This is a genomic window from Bacillus sp. TH50 (genome assembly GCF_016650565.1).
GTDB lineage: Bacteria > Bacillota > Bacilli > Bacillales > Bacillaceae_G > Bacillus_A > Bacillus_A mycoides.
The window spans coordinates 1,134,909-1,150,643 of sequence record NZ_JAEKFM010000003.1 but is presented as its reverse complement, the minus strand read 5'-3'; the positions used below and the strand labels follow the sequence as shown (position 1 = coordinate 1,150,643).

At 34.2% G+C, this 15,735-nt stretch carries 16 protein-coding genes; 12 read left to right on the top strand and 4 right to left on the bottom strand.

What is annotated here, in order from left to right; translation table 11 throughout:
- The first annotated feature begins 135 nt into the window (after window positions 1–135).
- The 5 genes from JFU23_RS05995 to JFU23_RS05975 all read left to right on the top strand — a co-directional run bounded on the left by JFU23_RS05995 (window position 136) and on the right by JFU23_RS05975 (window position 5,903).
- A complete protein-coding gene (locus JFU23_RS05995) occupies window positions 136–1,263 on the top strand; it encodes an alkene reductase (protein ID WP_201031597.1) in 1,128 nt (375 codons plus the stop codon).
- A gap of 67 nt (window positions 1,264–1,330) precedes the next feature.
- Window positions 1,331–2,905: an FMN-binding glutamate synthase family protein gene (locus JFU23_RS05990; RefSeq protein ID WP_201031596.1), complete on the top strand. Its 1,575-nt coding sequence runs from the start codon at window positions 1,331–1,333 to the stop codon at window positions 2,903–2,905.
- Window positions 2,906–3,390: 485 nt separating this feature from the next.
- The gene (locus JFU23_RS05985) at window positions 3,391–4,329 is read left to right on the top strand and encodes a ring-cleaving dioxygenase (protein WP_002167825.1); all 939 of its coding nucleotides are present in this window, start codon (window positions 3,391–3,393) and stop codon (window positions 4,327–4,329) included.
- A 27-nt stretch (window positions 4,330–4,356) separates the two neighbouring features.
- Entirely contained in the window at window positions 4,357–4,971 is a 615-nt protein-coding gene (locus JFU23_RS05980) for an alpha/beta hydrolase (protein ID WP_002142733.1), read from the top strand.
- Between the two features lie 137 nt (window positions 4,972–5,108).
- A complete protein-coding gene (locus JFU23_RS05975) occupies window positions 5,109–5,903 on the top strand; it encodes a phosphotransferase (protein ID WP_002142732.1) in 795 nt (264 codons plus the stop codon).
- A gap of 136 nt (window positions 5,904–6,039) precedes the next feature.
- On the opposite strand, the gene JFU23_RS05970 is transcribed toward JFU23_RS05975, so the two are convergent.
- On the bottom strand, window positions 6,040–7,572 hold the full coding sequence (locus tag JFU23_RS05970; protein ID WP_016100832.1) for a BA3702 family sensor histidine kinase: 1,533 nt from the start codon (window positions 7,570–7,572) through the stop codon (window positions 6,040–6,042).
- Between the two features lie 236 nt (window positions 7,573–7,808).
- On the opposite strand from JFU23_RS05970, the gene JFU23_RS05965 reads away from it, so the two are divergent.
- A complete protein-coding gene (locus JFU23_RS05965) occupies window positions 7,809–8,180 on the top strand; it encodes a VOC family protein (RefSeq protein ID WP_201031595.1) in 372 nt (123 codons plus the stop codon).
- Between the two features lie 20 nt (window positions 8,181–8,200).
- Here JFU23_RS05965 and JFU23_RS05960 read toward each other — a convergent pair whose 3' ends face one another.
- Window positions 8,201–9,010: a YitT family protein gene (locus JFU23_RS05960; RefSeq protein ID WP_000251329.1), complete on the bottom strand. Its 810-nt coding sequence runs from the start codon at window positions 9,008–9,010 to the stop codon at window positions 8,201–8,203.
- A gap of 143 nt (window positions 9,011–9,153) precedes the next feature.
- On the opposite strand from JFU23_RS05960, the gene JFU23_RS05955 reads away from it, so the two are divergent.
- The 4 genes from JFU23_RS05955 (at window position 9,154) to JFU23_RS05940 (ending at window position 12,606) form a co-directional block, all read left to right on the top strand.
- Complete coding sequence (locus JFU23_RS05955) at window positions 9,154–9,957, top strand: protein phosphatase 2C domain-containing protein (protein ID WP_201031594.1); 804 nt, start codon at window positions 9,154–9,156, stop codon at window positions 9,955–9,957.
- A gap of 15 nt (window positions 9,958–9,972) precedes the next feature.
- Complete coding sequence (locus tag JFU23_RS05950; protein ID WP_012261413.1) at window positions 9,973–10,425, top strand: peptidoglycan recognition protein family protein; 453 nt, start codon at window positions 9,973–9,975, stop codon at window positions 10,423–10,425.
- A 17-nt stretch (window positions 10,426–10,442) separates the two neighbouring features.
- Window positions 10,443–10,694: a DUF2164 domain-containing protein gene (locus JFU23_RS05945; protein ID WP_002087817.1), complete on the top strand. Its 252-nt coding sequence runs from the start codon at window positions 10,443–10,445 to the stop codon at window positions 10,692–10,694.
- Window positions 10,695–11,136: 442 nt separating this feature from the next.
- Complete coding sequence (locus tag JFU23_RS05940; RefSeq protein WP_201032262.1) at window positions 11,137–12,606, top strand: DUF4822 domain-containing protein; 1,470 nt, start codon at window positions 11,137–11,139, stop codon at window positions 12,604–12,606.
- 287 nt (window positions 12,607–12,893) lie between these two features.
- Here JFU23_RS05940 and JFU23_RS05935 read toward each other — a convergent pair whose 3' ends face one another.
- Complete coding sequence (locus tag JFU23_RS05935; RefSeq protein WP_201031593.1) at window positions 12,894–13,097, bottom strand: CsbD family protein; 204 nt, start codon at window positions 13,095–13,097, stop codon at window positions 12,894–12,896.
- Between the two features lie 171 nt (window positions 13,098–13,268).
- Complete coding sequence (locus tag JFU23_RS05930; protein ID WP_201031592.1) at window positions 13,269–14,081, bottom strand: GNAT family N-acetyltransferase; 813 nt, start codon at window positions 14,079–14,081, stop codon at window positions 13,269–13,271.
- A gap of 152 nt (window positions 14,082–14,233) precedes the next feature.
- Here JFU23_RS05930 and JFU23_RS05925 point away from each other — a divergent pair, with 152 nt between their 5' ends.
- The gene (locus JFU23_RS05925; protein ID WP_033708017.1) at window positions 14,234–14,437 is read left to right on the top strand and encodes a hypothetical protein; all 204 of its coding nucleotides are present in this window, start codon (window positions 14,234–14,236) and stop codon (window positions 14,435–14,437) included.
- Window positions 14,438–14,895: 458 nt separating this feature from the next.
- The gene (locus JFU23_RS05920) at window positions 14,896–15,684 is read left to right on the top strand and encodes a helix-turn-helix domain-containing protein (RefSeq protein WP_201031591.1); all 789 of its coding nucleotides are present in this window, start codon (window positions 14,896–14,898) and stop codon (window positions 15,682–15,684) included.
- Window positions 15,685–15,735: the final 51 nt, after the last annotated feature.

Sequence of the window (15,735 nt, the reverse complement as noted above, 5' to 3'; positions counted from 1 at the left end):
CCTTTTTAATTTTTGTTTTTATCATTCTATTTGTTTAATATTCGAATCTTTAATGGTAAAGACGTATAAATTGACGTTACTATCTAAAAGTAAGTATGATGCGATTATAGTTAGATTTTTTTAGGGGGAAGAAAAATGACAAGTTCAAATAATAAAGCGGCAAGTATTTATGAAGGAACAAATATAAACGCTTGGGGGTCTTTTGAAAATATTGAAGAAACGAAGTTATTTCATCCGATTCAAATTGGATCTTGGTCTCTTCGTAATCGCATAGCGATGGCACCGATGACGAGATGTTTTGCAAATAATGAGACTGGGGTAGTTGGTACTGATGTAGTAGAGTATTATCAAAAACGTGCTGCTGATGGGATTGGATTAATTATTACAGAAGGAATTGTCATTAGCCCGAGAGCAAAAGGGAATCCGGGAGTACCAGGTATTTATACACAAGTGCAAATTGATTCTTGGAAACCTGTTACAGAGGCAGTACATAAAGAAGGCGGAACGATTATTGCTCAAATATGGCATGTTGGACGTATGAGTCATCACGAAATAATTGGTGGTCAAATGCCGCAAGCACCGTCTGCTATTGCTGCGGAGGGTAATGTTCCGCGTTTTCGTAAACCATTTGATACACCAGAAGCAATGACAATAGAAGAAATAAAAGAAGTTGTCAATCAATATGCACAGGCTGCAAAAAACGCAATCGAAGCTGGATTTGATGGTGTAGAAATTCACGGTGCACACGGATATTTAATTGACCAATTTACTTATGAATTTGCGAATAAGCGTACTGATAAATACGGCGGGGACTTAAAACAAAGGTTAACGTTTATGAAAGAAGTTGTTCAGGCTGTAATTGAAGCAGTTGGAGCTGATAAAACGCTTCTTCGCTTCTCTGCCTTTAAAGGTGATAATCCTACTTATATGTGGGAACATCCTGAACTTGCAATTGAAACGTTTGTAAATATGTTTAAAGAAGTTGGATTAACGATGATTCACCCTTCAACGATGAATTATACGCAAGTTATTGCTGACGGTAAGAATTTTCATCAATTAGTAAGAAAGTATTGGGATAGTACTATCGTAGGAGTAGGTAATTTGAATCCGAAAGAGGCAGAAGAAGCACTGCAAGAAGGAACAATTGATGTAGCGGCGTTCGGAAGACCATTAATCGCTAATCCAGATTTTGTGCAGCGAATTAAAAATGCTGAAAGTTTGGTTGAATATGACGCGAAAGGGCATCTTGCTACATTAATTTGAATAAAGATAAAAGGAGAACACATCAGGTGTTCTCCTTTTATTATGGATTTTCATAGGAGGAAGCGGGATGAGTGAAACGCTACTCGTTATTATTAGTATATTGCTCTTATTGATGTTACTATTAATCATTTTTTTTATTATTACATTTTTTATTAAAAAACGGACGCATCATTCTATATTAAAGTTACATCCATACTTAGGAAGGATGCGTTATTTACTTGAAAAGATAGGACCGGAATTTAGGCAATATTGGTTTGATCATGATACGGATGGAAAGCCCTTTTCACGTTATGATTTTCAAAGTGTAATGTTTCTAGCAAAATACCGTTCAGAAATACTCGGTTTTGGATCAAAACGAGATTTTGATGCATCTGGATATTATATCGCTAATACATTATTTCCGAAATTAACAGATGAATTAAGTGTGAATGTAACGAAAGAACGTGAAGGGAAAAAGTATGTGATTCATAAAGAAGGGTTATTTTCACGAAGAGAAAAATTGACAGCGGATACAACGAATCTTTGGTTATATGAAGAAGACGATGCAATTATCGTCGGTGAAAACCGCAAATATCCGTGGAAACTGTATGGCATGTTTGGCGCATCAGCAACTTCTTACGGTGCGATTGGAGAAAATTATATTTTATCAGCTGGGTTTGGTGCAAAAATGGCAGGTGGTTCGTGGATTAATACTGGGGAAGGGGGCGTCATTCCAGAACATTTACATACGGGTGCAAATATCGTTGCCCAAATTGGTCCGGGATTATTTGGATACCGTGACGAGGACGGGAATTTTTCGATGAAGGAATTTATGGAGAAGGCGAAAGAAAGTAATATTAAAGCGTTTGAATTGAAATTTGGGCAAGGAGCAAAAATACGTGGTGGTCATTTAGAAGGACAGAAGGTAAATGAGAAAATCGCTTCCGTTCGGAAAGTACGAGAAGGAGAAACGATTAATTCGCCAAATCGTTTTTCATTTATTAGTAGTGCCGCAGAGGCTTTATATTTTATTCAAGATTTACAAGAAAACGGTGGTAAACCAGTGGGCATGAAAATTGTAATTGGTCAACAGAAGCCTTTGGAAGATTTATTAAAAGCAATGAAAGAATTAAACATCTATCCAGATTTTATTACAATCGACGGTTCAGAAGGTGGATCAGGGGCAACATATAAATCGATGGCAGATAGTATGGGGCTTCCGCTTATACCGGCATTACTTACATTTATTGATACAGCAAATCATTACGGTGTCAGGGATAAATTAAAGGTGTTTGCCTCCGGAAAATTAATCACGCCAGATAAAGTGGCGATTGCTTTAGCTATCGGTGCAGATGCCGTAAATTCAGCACGCGGATTTATGATGGCAAGCGGTTGTATTATGGCACTTCAATGTAATTCAGGGCAATGCCCATCTGGGGTTGCAACCACGAATCCACACTACCAAAAAGCATTAGATCCGTATGAGAAAAAATGGCGAGTAATGAACTATGTTATTAGTATGAGATATAGTTTGTTTTCATTAGCGGCAGCAGCGGGGGTAAAGAGCCCGCGTCATTTAACGAGAGAGCATATTGTGTTTAAAGATGAGATGGGGAAAGTAGTTCCACTTTCGGAATTGTTTCCTTCCGTAATTGGGAAGTAAATATGTAGCTGAACAAAAAATAATCAAAAAAGTCATACATTTGTATGGCTTTTTTGGTTATGGGAAAAGTAGAAATTTATTACATGAATGTTCCCGCTTTTCGGTTGCTCTTTTTCAAACAAATTATTTGATGGAGATGAGTTATCAGAATATTGTTTTTGATGAAAAAATGAAACGATATCTGCATTGACAATAAAAACTAATTAGACTATAATAAATCTCGAATTCAAGATATTTTTTGAAGGATAGTCAAAATCATAAAATCAATATTTAAAATATAATCATAAGAACTGTAGTTTTTTTGTCGATTATCTCGAATTCGAGATAATTTTTGAACTAAATGAAATGTGTTAGTTTTTTAGAGAGATACCTCAATTTTGTAAAAGATAGTATTGCGGATTGAACTTTATCATATGGACAAAATGAATAATGAATTTTAGCGTATAAACGTTTTTTGTAATGAAATAAAAAAAGGGGTGGAGAAAGTGGAAAAGAAAACGATGGGAATTCATCACATTACAGCAATCGTAGGTCACCCACAAGAAAATGTAGATTTTTATGCAGGTGTATTAGGATTGCGTTTAGTAAAACAAACAGTGAATTTTGATGATCCAGGTACGTATCATCTTTATTTTGGTAATACAGGAGGAAAGCCTGGAACAATTATTACGTTTTTTCCATGGGCAGGTGCTCGTCAAGGTATTATTGGGGACGGTCAAGTAGGCATTACGTCTTATGTCGTACCAAAAGGTACAATGGAGTTTTGGGAAAATAGATTAGAAAAATTCGACGTACCGTATACAAAAATGACTCGGTTTGGAGAACAGTATATAGAATTTGATGATCCACATGGTTTGCATATAGAATTAGTTGAAAGAGAAGAGGGCGAATTAAATAATTGGACTTTTGGGGAAGTTACGCCAGAAGTAGCAATTAAAGGATTTGGCGGTGCTGTTCTTTTATCTGCACAACCTCAAAAAACTGCTGAATTGTTAGAGCATGTTATGGGTCTTGAGAAAGTAGGAGAAGAGGGAGAGTTTATGCGGTTCCGTTCTTCTGCTGATATTGGAAATATTATCGATTTGAGATTATCAACAATTGGACGTGGGCAAATGGGTGTTGGTACAGTTCATCATATTGCTTGGAGAGCGAGTGATGATGCTGATCAATTAGACTGGAAAGAGCATGTGTCTCGCTTTGGATATGGTGTAACCCCTGTACAAGACCGAAACTATTTTAACGCAATTTATTTTAGAGAACACGGCGAAATCTTATTTGAAATTGCAACAGACCCTCCTGGTTTTGCCCATGACGAATCTTTAGAGACGATGGGTGAGGAGTTAAAATTACCGGACCGATACGAACAACATAGAAAACAAATTGAACAGACACTCTTACCATTTGAAGTGAGAAATCTAGATTAAAGTGATTGAAAGGGGAAAAGGAATATGATGAAACATGTTTTTCAAAAAGGAAAAGATACATCAAAACCAGTATTGTTATTGCTTCATGGTACAGGAGGAAATGAATTAGATTTATTACCGCTTGCAGAAAGAATTGATCGGGAAGCTTCTGTATTAAGTGTTCGTGGAAATGTATTAGAAAATGGGATGCCTCGTTTCTTCCGCCGATTAGCAGAAGGTATTTTTGATGAAGAGGATCTTGTTTTCCGTACGAAGGAATTAAATGAATTTTTAAATGAAGCAGCAAAAACATATGAATTTGATAGAGATAATATCGTAGCTGTTGGGTATTCAAATGGAGCAAATATTGCGGCGAGCTTATTATTCCATTACGAAAATGCATTAAAAGGTGCAGTCCTTCATCACCCAATGGTGCCTAGAAGAGGAATAGAGTTACCTAATTTAGCAGAGAAATTCGTATTTATCGCTGCTGGAACAAATGATCCAATTTGTTCACCTTCTGAGTCAGAGGAATTGAAGATGCTATTAGAAAATGTAGATGTTAATGTAACAATGCATTGGGAAAATAGAGGACATCAATTAACGATGAATGAAGTAGAGAAGGCAACAGAATGGTATGAAAAAATATTTTCACATGCATAAATAGTAGACTAAATCGAGTGTAAAATCATAAAGATTTTATACTCGATTTTTTTGTTGCAATTTAAGGGGTTAAAAGAGAATAGGAAAGTTATGTTAAAATATAAAGAAAATGTAGAATAATGGAGGGGAACTATTAGATGTCAAACTACGAAAATGAAGAAATGCTAACGGGAGGGAATGTCTCAAACGTATATCGTTCGGAAGATACTGTTCGACGAGAATTAAAGCAAGGCAGTACCAAAATTCATAAGCTATTAAATCATTTGGAAAACAAAGGTTTTAGTTATGCACCAAAGTTTTTAGGTATTGATGATAAAGATAGAGAGATATTATCATTTATTGAAGGAGAAGCTGGTAATTACCCTTTAAAAGAGTACATGTGGTCTAATGAGGTTTTAAAAGAAATAGCGAAGATGCTCCGTCTTTATCATGATGCTGTGAGTGATTTCCCGTTATCAGATGATTGGAAACCGATGGATAATACTCCAAATACAATAGAGGTTGTATGCCACAATGATTTTGCAATATACAACATTATTTTTAATAACGAAAAACCAGTAGGTATTATTGATTTTGATGTTGCTGGTCCTGGACCCAGACTTTGGGACATAGCCTATACTCTTTACACTTGTGTCCCATTAAGTAGAGTTTATTATAAGGAAACAGGTGCGGCGGTTTATTATAATTCATTACAGCATGCAGACCGCATAAAACAAAGAGTTAAATTGTTTTTTGAGTCCTATAAAAGTGATGGCATCGCCGAGGATTATTTGGAGATGGTACTTCTACGATTAGAAGGATTATGTAAATACATGAAAAGAAAAGCACTAGAAGGCGATATGAACTTCCAAAAGATGATAGATGAAGGGCATCTTGAACATTATGAAAATGATATTCAGTTTATTCGTAAACATGGAAAAGAGTGGATTTAATAAAATAAATCGTATACAAAAATAAAGCTCAGAGTCATATAGGGACTTTGAGCTTTTTAACGTATTAGTGTAGATGTTTTCCACAATAACTCGACTACTTATAACAGATGTCTTTTACTATATTAATGTAGCATAGTTAAGAGTTTGTTACAGGCTGAGCTGTAGCAATCGGTAATTGGATATCGACAGTTGTTCCTATGTTTAATTCACTGGAAATGAATAATTTTCCGTGGTGCTCTTGAATGATTTTATAGCACATCATTAAGCCGAGGCCAGTTCCTTTTTCTTTCAAGCTATAAAAAGGTTCGCCAAGACGAGCCATGCGCTCTTCAGGAATCCCACAACCTTCATCCATAATGCGTATTGAAACAAAATCATTTTCTAACGAAGTTGTTTGAATGAATATGTTACCACCATCAGGCATCGCCTCGATTGCATTTTTTAATATGTTAATCAAAACTTGTTTTAATTGATTACTATCACATTGAATGTCAGAAATATAATCGAAATGATCCATGATGATATGAACGCTATGCATAATTGCTGTTGGTAAAATAAAAGTTACAACTTCTTCAATTAATGTTTGTACGTTGCATGTATGAATAGATAACACTTGTGGTTTAGACATCGCCATAAATTGGCTTGTTATAGATTCCATTTGTGAAATTTCACTCAACATAACGTCCACATACCATTTATTTTCCTCATTTATTTCTGGATGTAATAACGTTAAAAATCCTTTTAATGAAGTGAGCGGGTTTCTAATTTCATGGGCAATTCCAGCTGTCAGTTGTCCTACTACTGCAAGTTTTTCGGATTTCCGTAATAACTTTTCAGTTTCTTTTAGTTCGGTAACGTCTCTTCCCATCACTATAAGACCTTTGCGTGAGCCATCAGGATGGAAGAGTGGGACTTTTGAAATGCTTAAAACTAGGTCGAAATCATTTCTATGTATAATAAATTCCTCTCCGTGAAGAATTTGTCCTTTTTGCCATGTTAGTTCATCGACTTCTTCACAATGCAAAAAAGATTCGCGGTATGCTTCGTTATATTGAATGAGTTCATTATCTCTTTTTCCATGATAAGGAACGTTATGGAAATTGAAACAAGAAAGCGCATAGTCATTCGCTTCAAGCCAGCGTCCTTCATGATCCTTAAAAATAACAAATGCAGGCATTGAATTCATTAATGTGCGTAATCGTTTCTCACTCTCTTGTAATACTTTCTCAATTCTTTCTGATTTTTCAAGGGGTTTCATAATGGCGTATACACCTGTTAAACGGTTTTTAACAAAAATAGGAACTAATTTTGTTACGGCATCTAGTAAATATCCGTCTTTATGATAAATAGAGACGATATACTCTTTTTGATTGTCAGCTGCAGCATTTTTTATGTATTGTAGCACTTGATCAGAAATATGTGCTTCTAAAATAGAAGTGATTGTTTTTCGCTCTAATTCGTTAGAAGTATAACCTAATATTCTTTCCGCAGAGGGGTTAATATGTAAAATAACTCCTTCTAAATTCAATGAAATAATACTATCAGGGTTATGTTCAAAAAGAGATGCATACATTTCTGCTAAAGAACGATTTTGTATATGGTTTCGCAAGCGCTCCGATACGTTTGGGTGACGCTTTTTTTGAGTAGATGAATGTTTTTTACGACTCATAATATTTCCTCCGTACAACTAGCATCTAAAAAAGATGAATCTAGTACTAACTATAATATAGGTGCAATGTGTATTTCTATAAAAAATGGAAATTATATAATAAATTTTCTTTTTTATTTTTAGTGGAAGGTAAAAAAGGGTAGTAATAAGAGAATCTTATATTGCTTTATTAATATTTTCTAAGTTACATGAATGTATTTTCGTTATAACATTAGAATAGAAGAGGGGGAAGGAATATGAAAAATTATATTCAAGGAATTGATCATGTACAAGTAGCGGCGCCAGTAGGATGTGAAGAAGAAGCACGAGAATTTTATGGTAATAAAATTGGTATGGTGGAAATCCCAAAGCCAGAGGAATTAAAGAAGCGTGGTGGGTGTTGGTTTAAGTGTGGAAATCAAGAGATTCATATCGGAGTTGAGCAAAATTTTAATCCAGCTAAAAAAGCGCATCCAGCTTTTTATGTTTTGAAAATTAATGAATTTAAACAAAGGTTAATAAAGCAAGGTATTGAAGTAATAGATGATCATGCGCGACCAGATGTAATCAGATTTTACGTGTCAGATCCGTTTGGAAATCGAATTGAATTTATGGAAAATAAAAACTAGGTGAAGGTCCACCTAGTTTTTTACACTTTTCTAAACAATCCTAATACTTCAACAGTCTCCGTAATATTAACGAATGCATGAGGATCAATTTCCGAAATCGTTAGTTTCATACTTGCTAATTCTTCACGTGAAACGACTGTCATAAGTACACGTTTTTTCTCGTTTGAATAAGCACCTTCACCATCAAGTAACGTAATTCCACGTACTACAGTTGAAAGAAGCTTTTTTTTCATTTCTTCTGCTTGATTTGTTACAATCATAAGTGTAACTTTACGATGTTTCGTATGAACGGCATCAATTACTTTACCAGTTACATAAATTGAAAGTAAGCTTGTAAGGGCAACATCCCAAGTGAAGAAAAATCCTGCAATGACAACAACAACAGTATTTAATGCGATAAGGAATCCACCAAGTTTAATATCTCGCTTACGAGATAACAACATACCGATAATATCAAATCCACCAGTTGAACCATGGCAGTTAAAGACAAGACCAATACCAGCTCCGGCGATGACACCGCCAAATACAGATGATAAAAGTGGATCTGTTGCTACGACTTTTACTGGAACATAGTATAATGCAACAGATAATACAATTACAGAAACAACCGTGTTAAAAATTACTTTTTTTCCAAGACCTATGTATCCTAAAATAAGGATAGGTAAGTTCAATACAAAGTTAATAATACCTGTGTTTACAGGGGTTACAATCCCTAAAATAATAGCAATTCCGCCAATTCCACTACTTAAAATTTTATGGGGGATAAGGAAAAGATTAAAGGCAATTGCGATAATAATAGAACCAAAAATAACACCAAGAAATCTGACCATCTCTTTCCCGTCCTTCACTAAATAATCATATTATTTCAAGATTATATATGAAATTGAAAGTTTTTGGGGAAAACAGTTTATTTTGGAAAATTAGATTAATCTAAATAGTTCGAGTGTTTGATAAATTGGGAGGGGATACAGATATGAAGATAACAACATATCAACAGAAAAGTCCTTTAAAACAAGAGTGTGAGGATTCATTTTTTTGTAATGAAGATAAAATGATTTACGGTGTATGTGATGGAGCAACTCCGCTCGTCCCGTTTTGTGATGAAGAAGGACATAATGGAGCATACATCGCTTCGCATTTATTTGCAAGTCATTTTACTTCGTTACGGGAGATTAATAGTTTACAAGGTGAAGTTGCAAAGGCGAATGAATTATTGCAAAACAAGATGCTAGAGTACAAGGTTGATACGAGAAAAAAAGACCATCTTTGGTGTACATGTATTGCAGCAGTTCAAATAGAAGGCGAAAAACTTGAATATGCACAGTTAGGTGATTGTATGATCGTTGCAATACTTCAAAATGGAGCGATGAGAGTATTAACGAAAGATACGGTTCAAGGAATTAGTAAACGTGCAAAAAAGAAGAGAGAGGAAGATAGAGAAAAGGGATTACCTATACCTGAGGAACACGTTTTTCAAGATGTTCGGGAGCAGTTAAAATACAATCGCTATCTTGCAAATATGCCAAACGGCTACTCAGTTGCAAATGGGATGAAAGAAGCTATGGATTATTTACAATATGGTGAATTACAGGTAGCTGAAGTAAGTGGGCTTTTTATTTGTTCAGACGGATTGTTTCACCCTGAGTGGTCGTTAGAACAAACTGTAGCATATATAAGAAAAAATAGTATAAAAGAATATGTAGCAATCATTGAAAGGTTAGAAGGAGAAAATAGAATAAGACCAGATGATAAAACAGTTATTATGATCGATTTGTAAGAGGAGGATGTTCATATGGAAATTAAATGTGCAAATTTAACATTTCAAAATGAGTTAGTTCCTTTAGAAAAAGTAAATAAACTGATCATCCACCATACGTCAGAAGATGGCTGGGATGTGTATAAAACTCACGAATTTCATCAAAAGGTAAGAGGATGGAGCGGGATTGGTTACAATTATTTTATTGAAGAAGATGGAACTGTAGTCGAAGGGCGAGGTTTACATATTGGAGCACATGCGAAAGATAATAATAGTGATACAATTGGAATATGTATGACGGGGAATTTTGATAAATATGATCCAACTACTGCACAAATGAATTCATTATATTCTTTATGTAAAATGTTTATGAAGCAGTTTGCCATAGAGAAAGGAAATATACTCGGCCATAGGGAGTTAGAAGGGGTTACAAAAACTTGTCCAGGAAATCGCTTTTCTATGGTAGAGTTAAGAAAAGTATTATCTTAAATATAGAGGAGTAACGAATGATGATGAACATAAAAATACCGACTGATAAAAAAGAAGAGCTTGTAGCACAAATTCAGCAATTTTTCGTTGAAGAAGATTTAGATGAGATTGGACGTTTCCAAGCAGAACGTTTAATAGAAGAAATGATAAAGTTAGTAGGACCATTTGCATACAATCAAGCAATTGGAGATGCAAGAAAACTTGTAAGTGAGAAATTAACGAATATTGAAGAAGATTTGTATGTGTTAGAGAAGAATGAGGGTAAATAAAAAGAGCTATTTTGGTCGTCTTCCGTCAATTATAAAATAAGTATATGCCACGGCTTTTTTCCGATGTTTTGTTTGGAAAAGGCCGTGAAATTGTTTTTGGACATATAAAATAAACCTCTTTTTTTCCAAAAGGGACCCTAGAATTAAAAAAACGTTATTCTTTCTTAACAAGCTACATGAGAAAGAATAACGTTTTTTTGATTGAGATTAAAAATATATTATCTTAATTTTATCTTTTTTTAATAATTTATTTATGGGCAATTTATAGTTGCTATTTATAATTTCTATATATAACAGCTATGGATACTACGAAAAAGAACTTTGGAGGTGTAACCAATTAGCTGTAATCAAAATTTAAAACATGAATTGCTCACATAGAATCTTCTTTTGGAAGATAAGGGGGTGTAATTCTTTGTTAAATGAAGGAAGGGATTGGGAAGCTATGAATAAAACAATTTTAAAAACATGTATCATATCAGCAGTTTTAGGTGGAAGCCTATTAAGTGAAAAAAATGGAGAGGTGAAAGCAGAGGAGGTTACACCACAAACGAATCATACTGTTGTATTCAAAGATGTTCCAAAGGGGCACTGGTCATATGAGGCGATTCATCAATTAACAGGTGAGAAAATTATTTTCGGCTATGATGATGGAAGATTTGGTTTTGGAGATAACGTAACACGCGAACAAGTTGCAGCTTTAATGTATCGTTATTTTAATATGGCAGAAAACAAAAATTATCAGAACCTATATGGGGACGTAAGCGAAGATTCGACAAGCTATATAAAGGAAATCTTGTCTTTAACAGAAATGGGTGTTTTTAAGGGTGATGAGTATGGGAACTTTAGACCGAAGGCATCCTTAACACGTGCAGAAATGGCACAGGTTCTTACAAATGCTTTTCATTTAAAGGCAAAGAGTGATCATACTTTTAATGACGTTTCAACGAACTCATGGGCAAGAAATGCAATTAGTGCTGTTCAAACAAATAATATTGCAAAAGGAGTAGGAGGAGGGGAATTCGCTCCAAGTATGGATGTGACGCGTGAACAGTATGCACAATTTTTATACAATGCAATACAAGAAACTCAACAAACGAAAGGGCAGCTACTAGCTAGTATACTTGGTGAAACAAACTGGAAAGGGACAAAAGTCTATGACAAAGATCATAATGATTTAACGAAAGAAAATCAAAATTTCATCGGGCTTGCAAAATATGATGCTAAAACTGCAAGGTATGAATTTTTTAATGCAAATACAGGAGAGAGTCGTAATGATAGCGGTACCTTTTTTATAACCAACGATGGAAAGAAAAGAGTGTTAATTTCTGAAACGCAAAATTATCAAGCAGTTGTTGAATTAACGCAATTAGACAAGGAGAAATTTACATATAAAAGAATGGGGAAAGATGCAAAAGGGAACGATGTAGAAGTATTTGTTGAGCATGTTCCTTATCAAGAAAAAGAGCTTTCTTTTACCCGACCTGATAAAAATTTAGAAAGCTCGACGGGGAAAATAGTTACAGACGTTGATGGAGATGAAATCTTATCTAGTACTCTATGGAACGGAACAGTGGTATTAGATGAACAGGGTAATAATGTAACAAACTACAACTCTAACTTAATCAGTCTAGCAAAATATGATAAAAATACAAATAAATATGAGTTTTTCAATATGAATACAGGGATAAGTCGTGGGGATTATGGTTTCTTCGATGTTGTACATGACAATAAAATAAGAGCTCACGTTTCGTTAGGAAATAATAAATATGGTGCGGTCCTTGAACTTACAGAGTTAAATAAAGATAAATTTACGTATACAAGAATAGGGAAAGATGCGAATGGAAAAGATATAAAAATCTTTGTTGAGCATGAACCGTATACAGGTGACCTAAAACCAAATTTCACAAAGTAAGATGTAAAAGTAATCTTATACTCTAGCAAAGGCATTATGTTAGAAAATGTTAGTAAGGAAAAACCTGAGTGATTAGGATTAGGTAATTATACAATAGAAGTAAAATAGTTCTTTATAGACAAATAGATGCCTTGAGGCATCTATTTGTCATTTTAAAATGATCTTATGGGTAAATGTAAAATACAAACTCTCTTACTTTCTCGGTTGTATTTTCATTTTTGAGTAGCTGACAATCTTCTCAGATCTAGTAACTTACTACTTGCACGACCATACATCGTGGCTCTTTTTTATTTGTTCTCTTTATATTCATGTATTTTCTCTTTTACATTACCGACAGTATCTTTAGCAGTGCCTTTCACCTTATCCCATTTTCCCTCGGCTTGTAATTTTTTATTGTCAGTTACTTTCCCGACAACTTCCTTTACTTCACCCTTTACCTTATCAATGACACCTTCTACTTTTTCTTTTAAACCATGATCATGTTTAGTCATACATTTCTCCTCCTTGTAGTTTGAGTAGAATTCTCTTTTCATATTGCAAGTTGAATGATGTATCTAGTAATAGCGTAACAAATTTAGTTTGAATATTCAAATGAGTAACAGGATAGAAAGGTAATTGTCATAAAATGTATACATTCGTAATGGAAAGAAAAAGAAAGTTAATTATATGTCTTTCGCAGTCCATATTGATTTTGTATAAGCAATTTTCATATGGGCACGTTCCATATTATTTTGACTGCCGCTACCGAATCTTGCTTGTCCAACTATTAAATTGCAATTGGATGCAACAGCGGTCTCGATTCGTTTTTGAATTAATGCGGTATGACAACCTTTACGTTGAAATTCTGGCAAAGTAGCAGAAGCAGCTAATGAAGCAACACCTTTATTTATATAAAGTACCCCTATACTAGCAGGTGTGTTTTGAACTTCGGCTATGAAAAAATGCCAGCCGGATTTATTGTAGAGAATTTCGTTATTTTGGTGCACACCATATTTTGTAAAGGATGGCATGTTAAATCCACGTACATATATGTCTGCAAAAATATCAAATTCATTTTCTTTTAGTTGGCGTACTGAAATGTTAGAAGGCAGCAGCGATGAGTCTTCTCTTGGTAAACTATATAAAGCGGTATGGAAGTTAGATTGATAAAAATCTTTTTGAGATAAGTATTGAAATAATTCAGTTGCACCTTGCGCTGGTGTAATTTCAAAACGGCAAGGGATTTGTAGTGATTGATAATAAGCGATGATTTCATCTATCTCATCTGTATTTGTAAAGGTAACGCCTTTTACTGTGTTAAAAGCAGGACCAGCAATTATTTTTGATGAAAAGGCAGTGGCACTCCCGAACTTTTTCGTTTGTACTTGCATTGGGTTGCCGCTTATTGTTTGTAGTGCCTCTAATCTAGAAGAAAGCATCTGTATTTCTGCGTTTTCAATTTCTTGTGCTGTATTGACTGTCATAATTGTACTCATACGATTCCTCCGTCAATTAATATAGTTCATAGTACATATACGATTTTTCTTCTGAAATTCCTGTTGAAATGTAAGAGAATAAGAGGTTTTTTGGAAGGGAAATGGAAGCGAACTGTCGAAGGGAGTGGAAACAGATTAAAGGTGGTGCTCTCATGAAACAGAAAGACGTGCAGACATGCTCTCATTGCGGTTCTCAAAACATAGGAGAAGGTGAGTTTATCGGTTATGCACAAATACGGAAAAAGGAAACGATGTTCACATCTTCACCAGTGGATGCTTATATTTGTACAGATTGCGGGAATATCCTTTCATTAAAGGTACGGAATTATGAAAGGTTTAAGCAGAAGCCGTTATGATTGTTAAGAAGTGGTAATATAAAACGTCGTATACGAAAGATCTTACATTAAGTTAATTTAATATAAGTGACATTTTACATATATATGAGTACGCCTTAAAAAAGAGATAAAAACATATACTGTATGAGATGCTCATCATTCATTACATGAAACAGAAAAATATATAGAAGAAAAAGTAGTCATCTTAGAATGGTTCATAACGAAAACTCCTTTAAATGAATATAGGAGTTTTTTTGGTTTTTTTATAACAATAATTCCCTTTAATTGTTATAATTGGTCATTGAGAGTAATTATTTTATTAACGCCATAATTATAGAAGAAAAACAGCTAAATCGTATACAAAACCGCTATATAACACAATCGCAACCGTAAGTTGACAAAGTGCAACCGTAGGAAGATAGAGATAGGAGCAATGTTTTACGTATAATTTAGTTAAGAAAACAAAGGGGGACACACATATGGGATTTGGTGAGAAACTTTTTAAATTAAGAAAAGAAAAAGGCCTTTCTCAAGAAGCGTTAGCTGAGAAATTAAACACAACAAGACAAGCGGTTAGTAAATGGGAAAATGGTCAAGGTTTTCCTGAAACCGAAAAACTAATAATGATTGGAAATGTATTTGAAGTATCTCTTGATTACTTATTAAAAGAAACTGCTGAGCAAAGTAATGAAAAGGAACATGGTTATTATGTAAGTAAGGAAATGGCAGAAGGGTATATAGTATATGGGCAAAAAATTTCTAAATATATCGCATTAGGGTTTAGTTTGCTTATTTTATCTACAATACCGTATTTATTATTTAAAGAAAATGCAACAATGTCTACATTCCTTGTCATTATCATTGCTGTCCTTGGAATTGGAGCGATGATGGTACCTGTAACGATAGAAGAGAGTCGATACAATGTATTAAAAAAAGAAGAATTACTATTTGATCAAAACTTTCTAAAAGAATTGACAAAAAGATATGAAGTAATTAAGAAGAAGTATGCTGCAGTAATGATCGTTGGATTTTGTTTTATAGCAGCAGGAGCCATACCATTTTTATTTGAGAAAAAGCATATCACTTCAGGAGAATTAGTGCAGTATTATCCGTACTGTGTTGTACTTATTGCTATTGGAGTCTATCTTTTTGTTCGTGTTGTAGGAGTGTGGGAGATGTATCGAATTTTAGTAGAAAATAAGGAATACAGTAATCGTTTTATTTTTAAAATGAAAAAGAAAGTAAGAAAAAAGGTAGATAGTTTATAAAAAATAAAAAACATGTTTCGAATCAATGTATTCAAAACATGTTTTTTATCG

Coding starts and splice junctions, on each gene's coding strand:
- JFU23_RS05995 (WP_201031597.1), top strand. CDS start 136: ATGACAAGTTCAAATAATAAAGCGGCAAGTATTTATGAAGGAACAAAT.
- JFU23_RS05990 (WP_201031596.1), top strand. CDS start 1,331: ATGAGTGAAACGCTACTCGTTATTATTAGTATATTGCTCTTATTGATG.
- JFU23_RS05980 (WP_002142733.1), top strand. CDS start 4,357: ATGAAACATGTTTTTCAAAAAGGAAAAGATACATCAAAACCAGTATTG.
- JFU23_RS05975 (WP_002142732.1), top strand. CDS start 5,109: ATGTCAAACTACGAAAATGAAGAAATGCTAACGGGAGGGAATGTCTCA.
- JFU23_RS05970 (WP_016100832.1), bottom strand. CDS start 7,572: ATGAGTCGTAAAAAACATTCATCTACTCAAAAAAAGCGTCACCCAAAC.
- JFU23_RS05965 (WP_201031595.1), top strand. CDS start 7,809: ATGAAAAATTATATTCAAGGAATTGATCATGTACAAGTAGCGGCGCCA.
- JFU23_RS05960 (WP_000251329.1), bottom strand. CDS start 9,010: ATGGTCAGATTTCTTGGTGTTATTTTTGGTTCTATTATTATCGCAATT.
- JFU23_RS05955 (WP_201031594.1), top strand. CDS start 9,154: ATGAAGATAACAACATATCAACAGAAAAGTCCTTTAAAACAAGAGTGT.
- JFU23_RS05950 (WP_012261413.1), top strand. CDS start 9,973: ATGGAAATTAAATGTGCAAATTTAACATTTCAAAATGAGTTAGTTCCT.
- JFU23_RS05945 (WP_002087817.1), top strand. CDS start 10,443: ATGATGATGAACATAAAAATACCGACTGATAAAAAAGAAGAGCTTGTA.
- JFU23_RS05940 (WP_201032262.1), top strand. CDS start 11,137: ATGAATAAAACAATTTTAAAAACATGTATCATATCAGCAGTTTTAGGT.
- JFU23_RS05935 (WP_201031593.1), bottom strand. CDS start 13,097: ATGACTAAACATGATCATGGTTTAAAAGAAAAAGTAGAAGGTGTCATT.
- JFU23_RS05930 (WP_201031592.1), bottom strand. CDS start 14,081: ATGAGTACAATTATGACAGTCAATACAGCACAAGAAATTGAAAACGCA.
- JFU23_RS05925 (WP_033708017.1), top strand. CDS start 14,234: ATGAAACAGAAAGACGTGCAGACATGCTCTCATTGCGGTTCTCAAAAC.
- JFU23_RS05920 (WP_201031591.1), top strand. CDS start 14,896: ATGGGATTTGGTGAGAAACTTTTTAAATTAAGAAAAGAAAAAGGCCTT.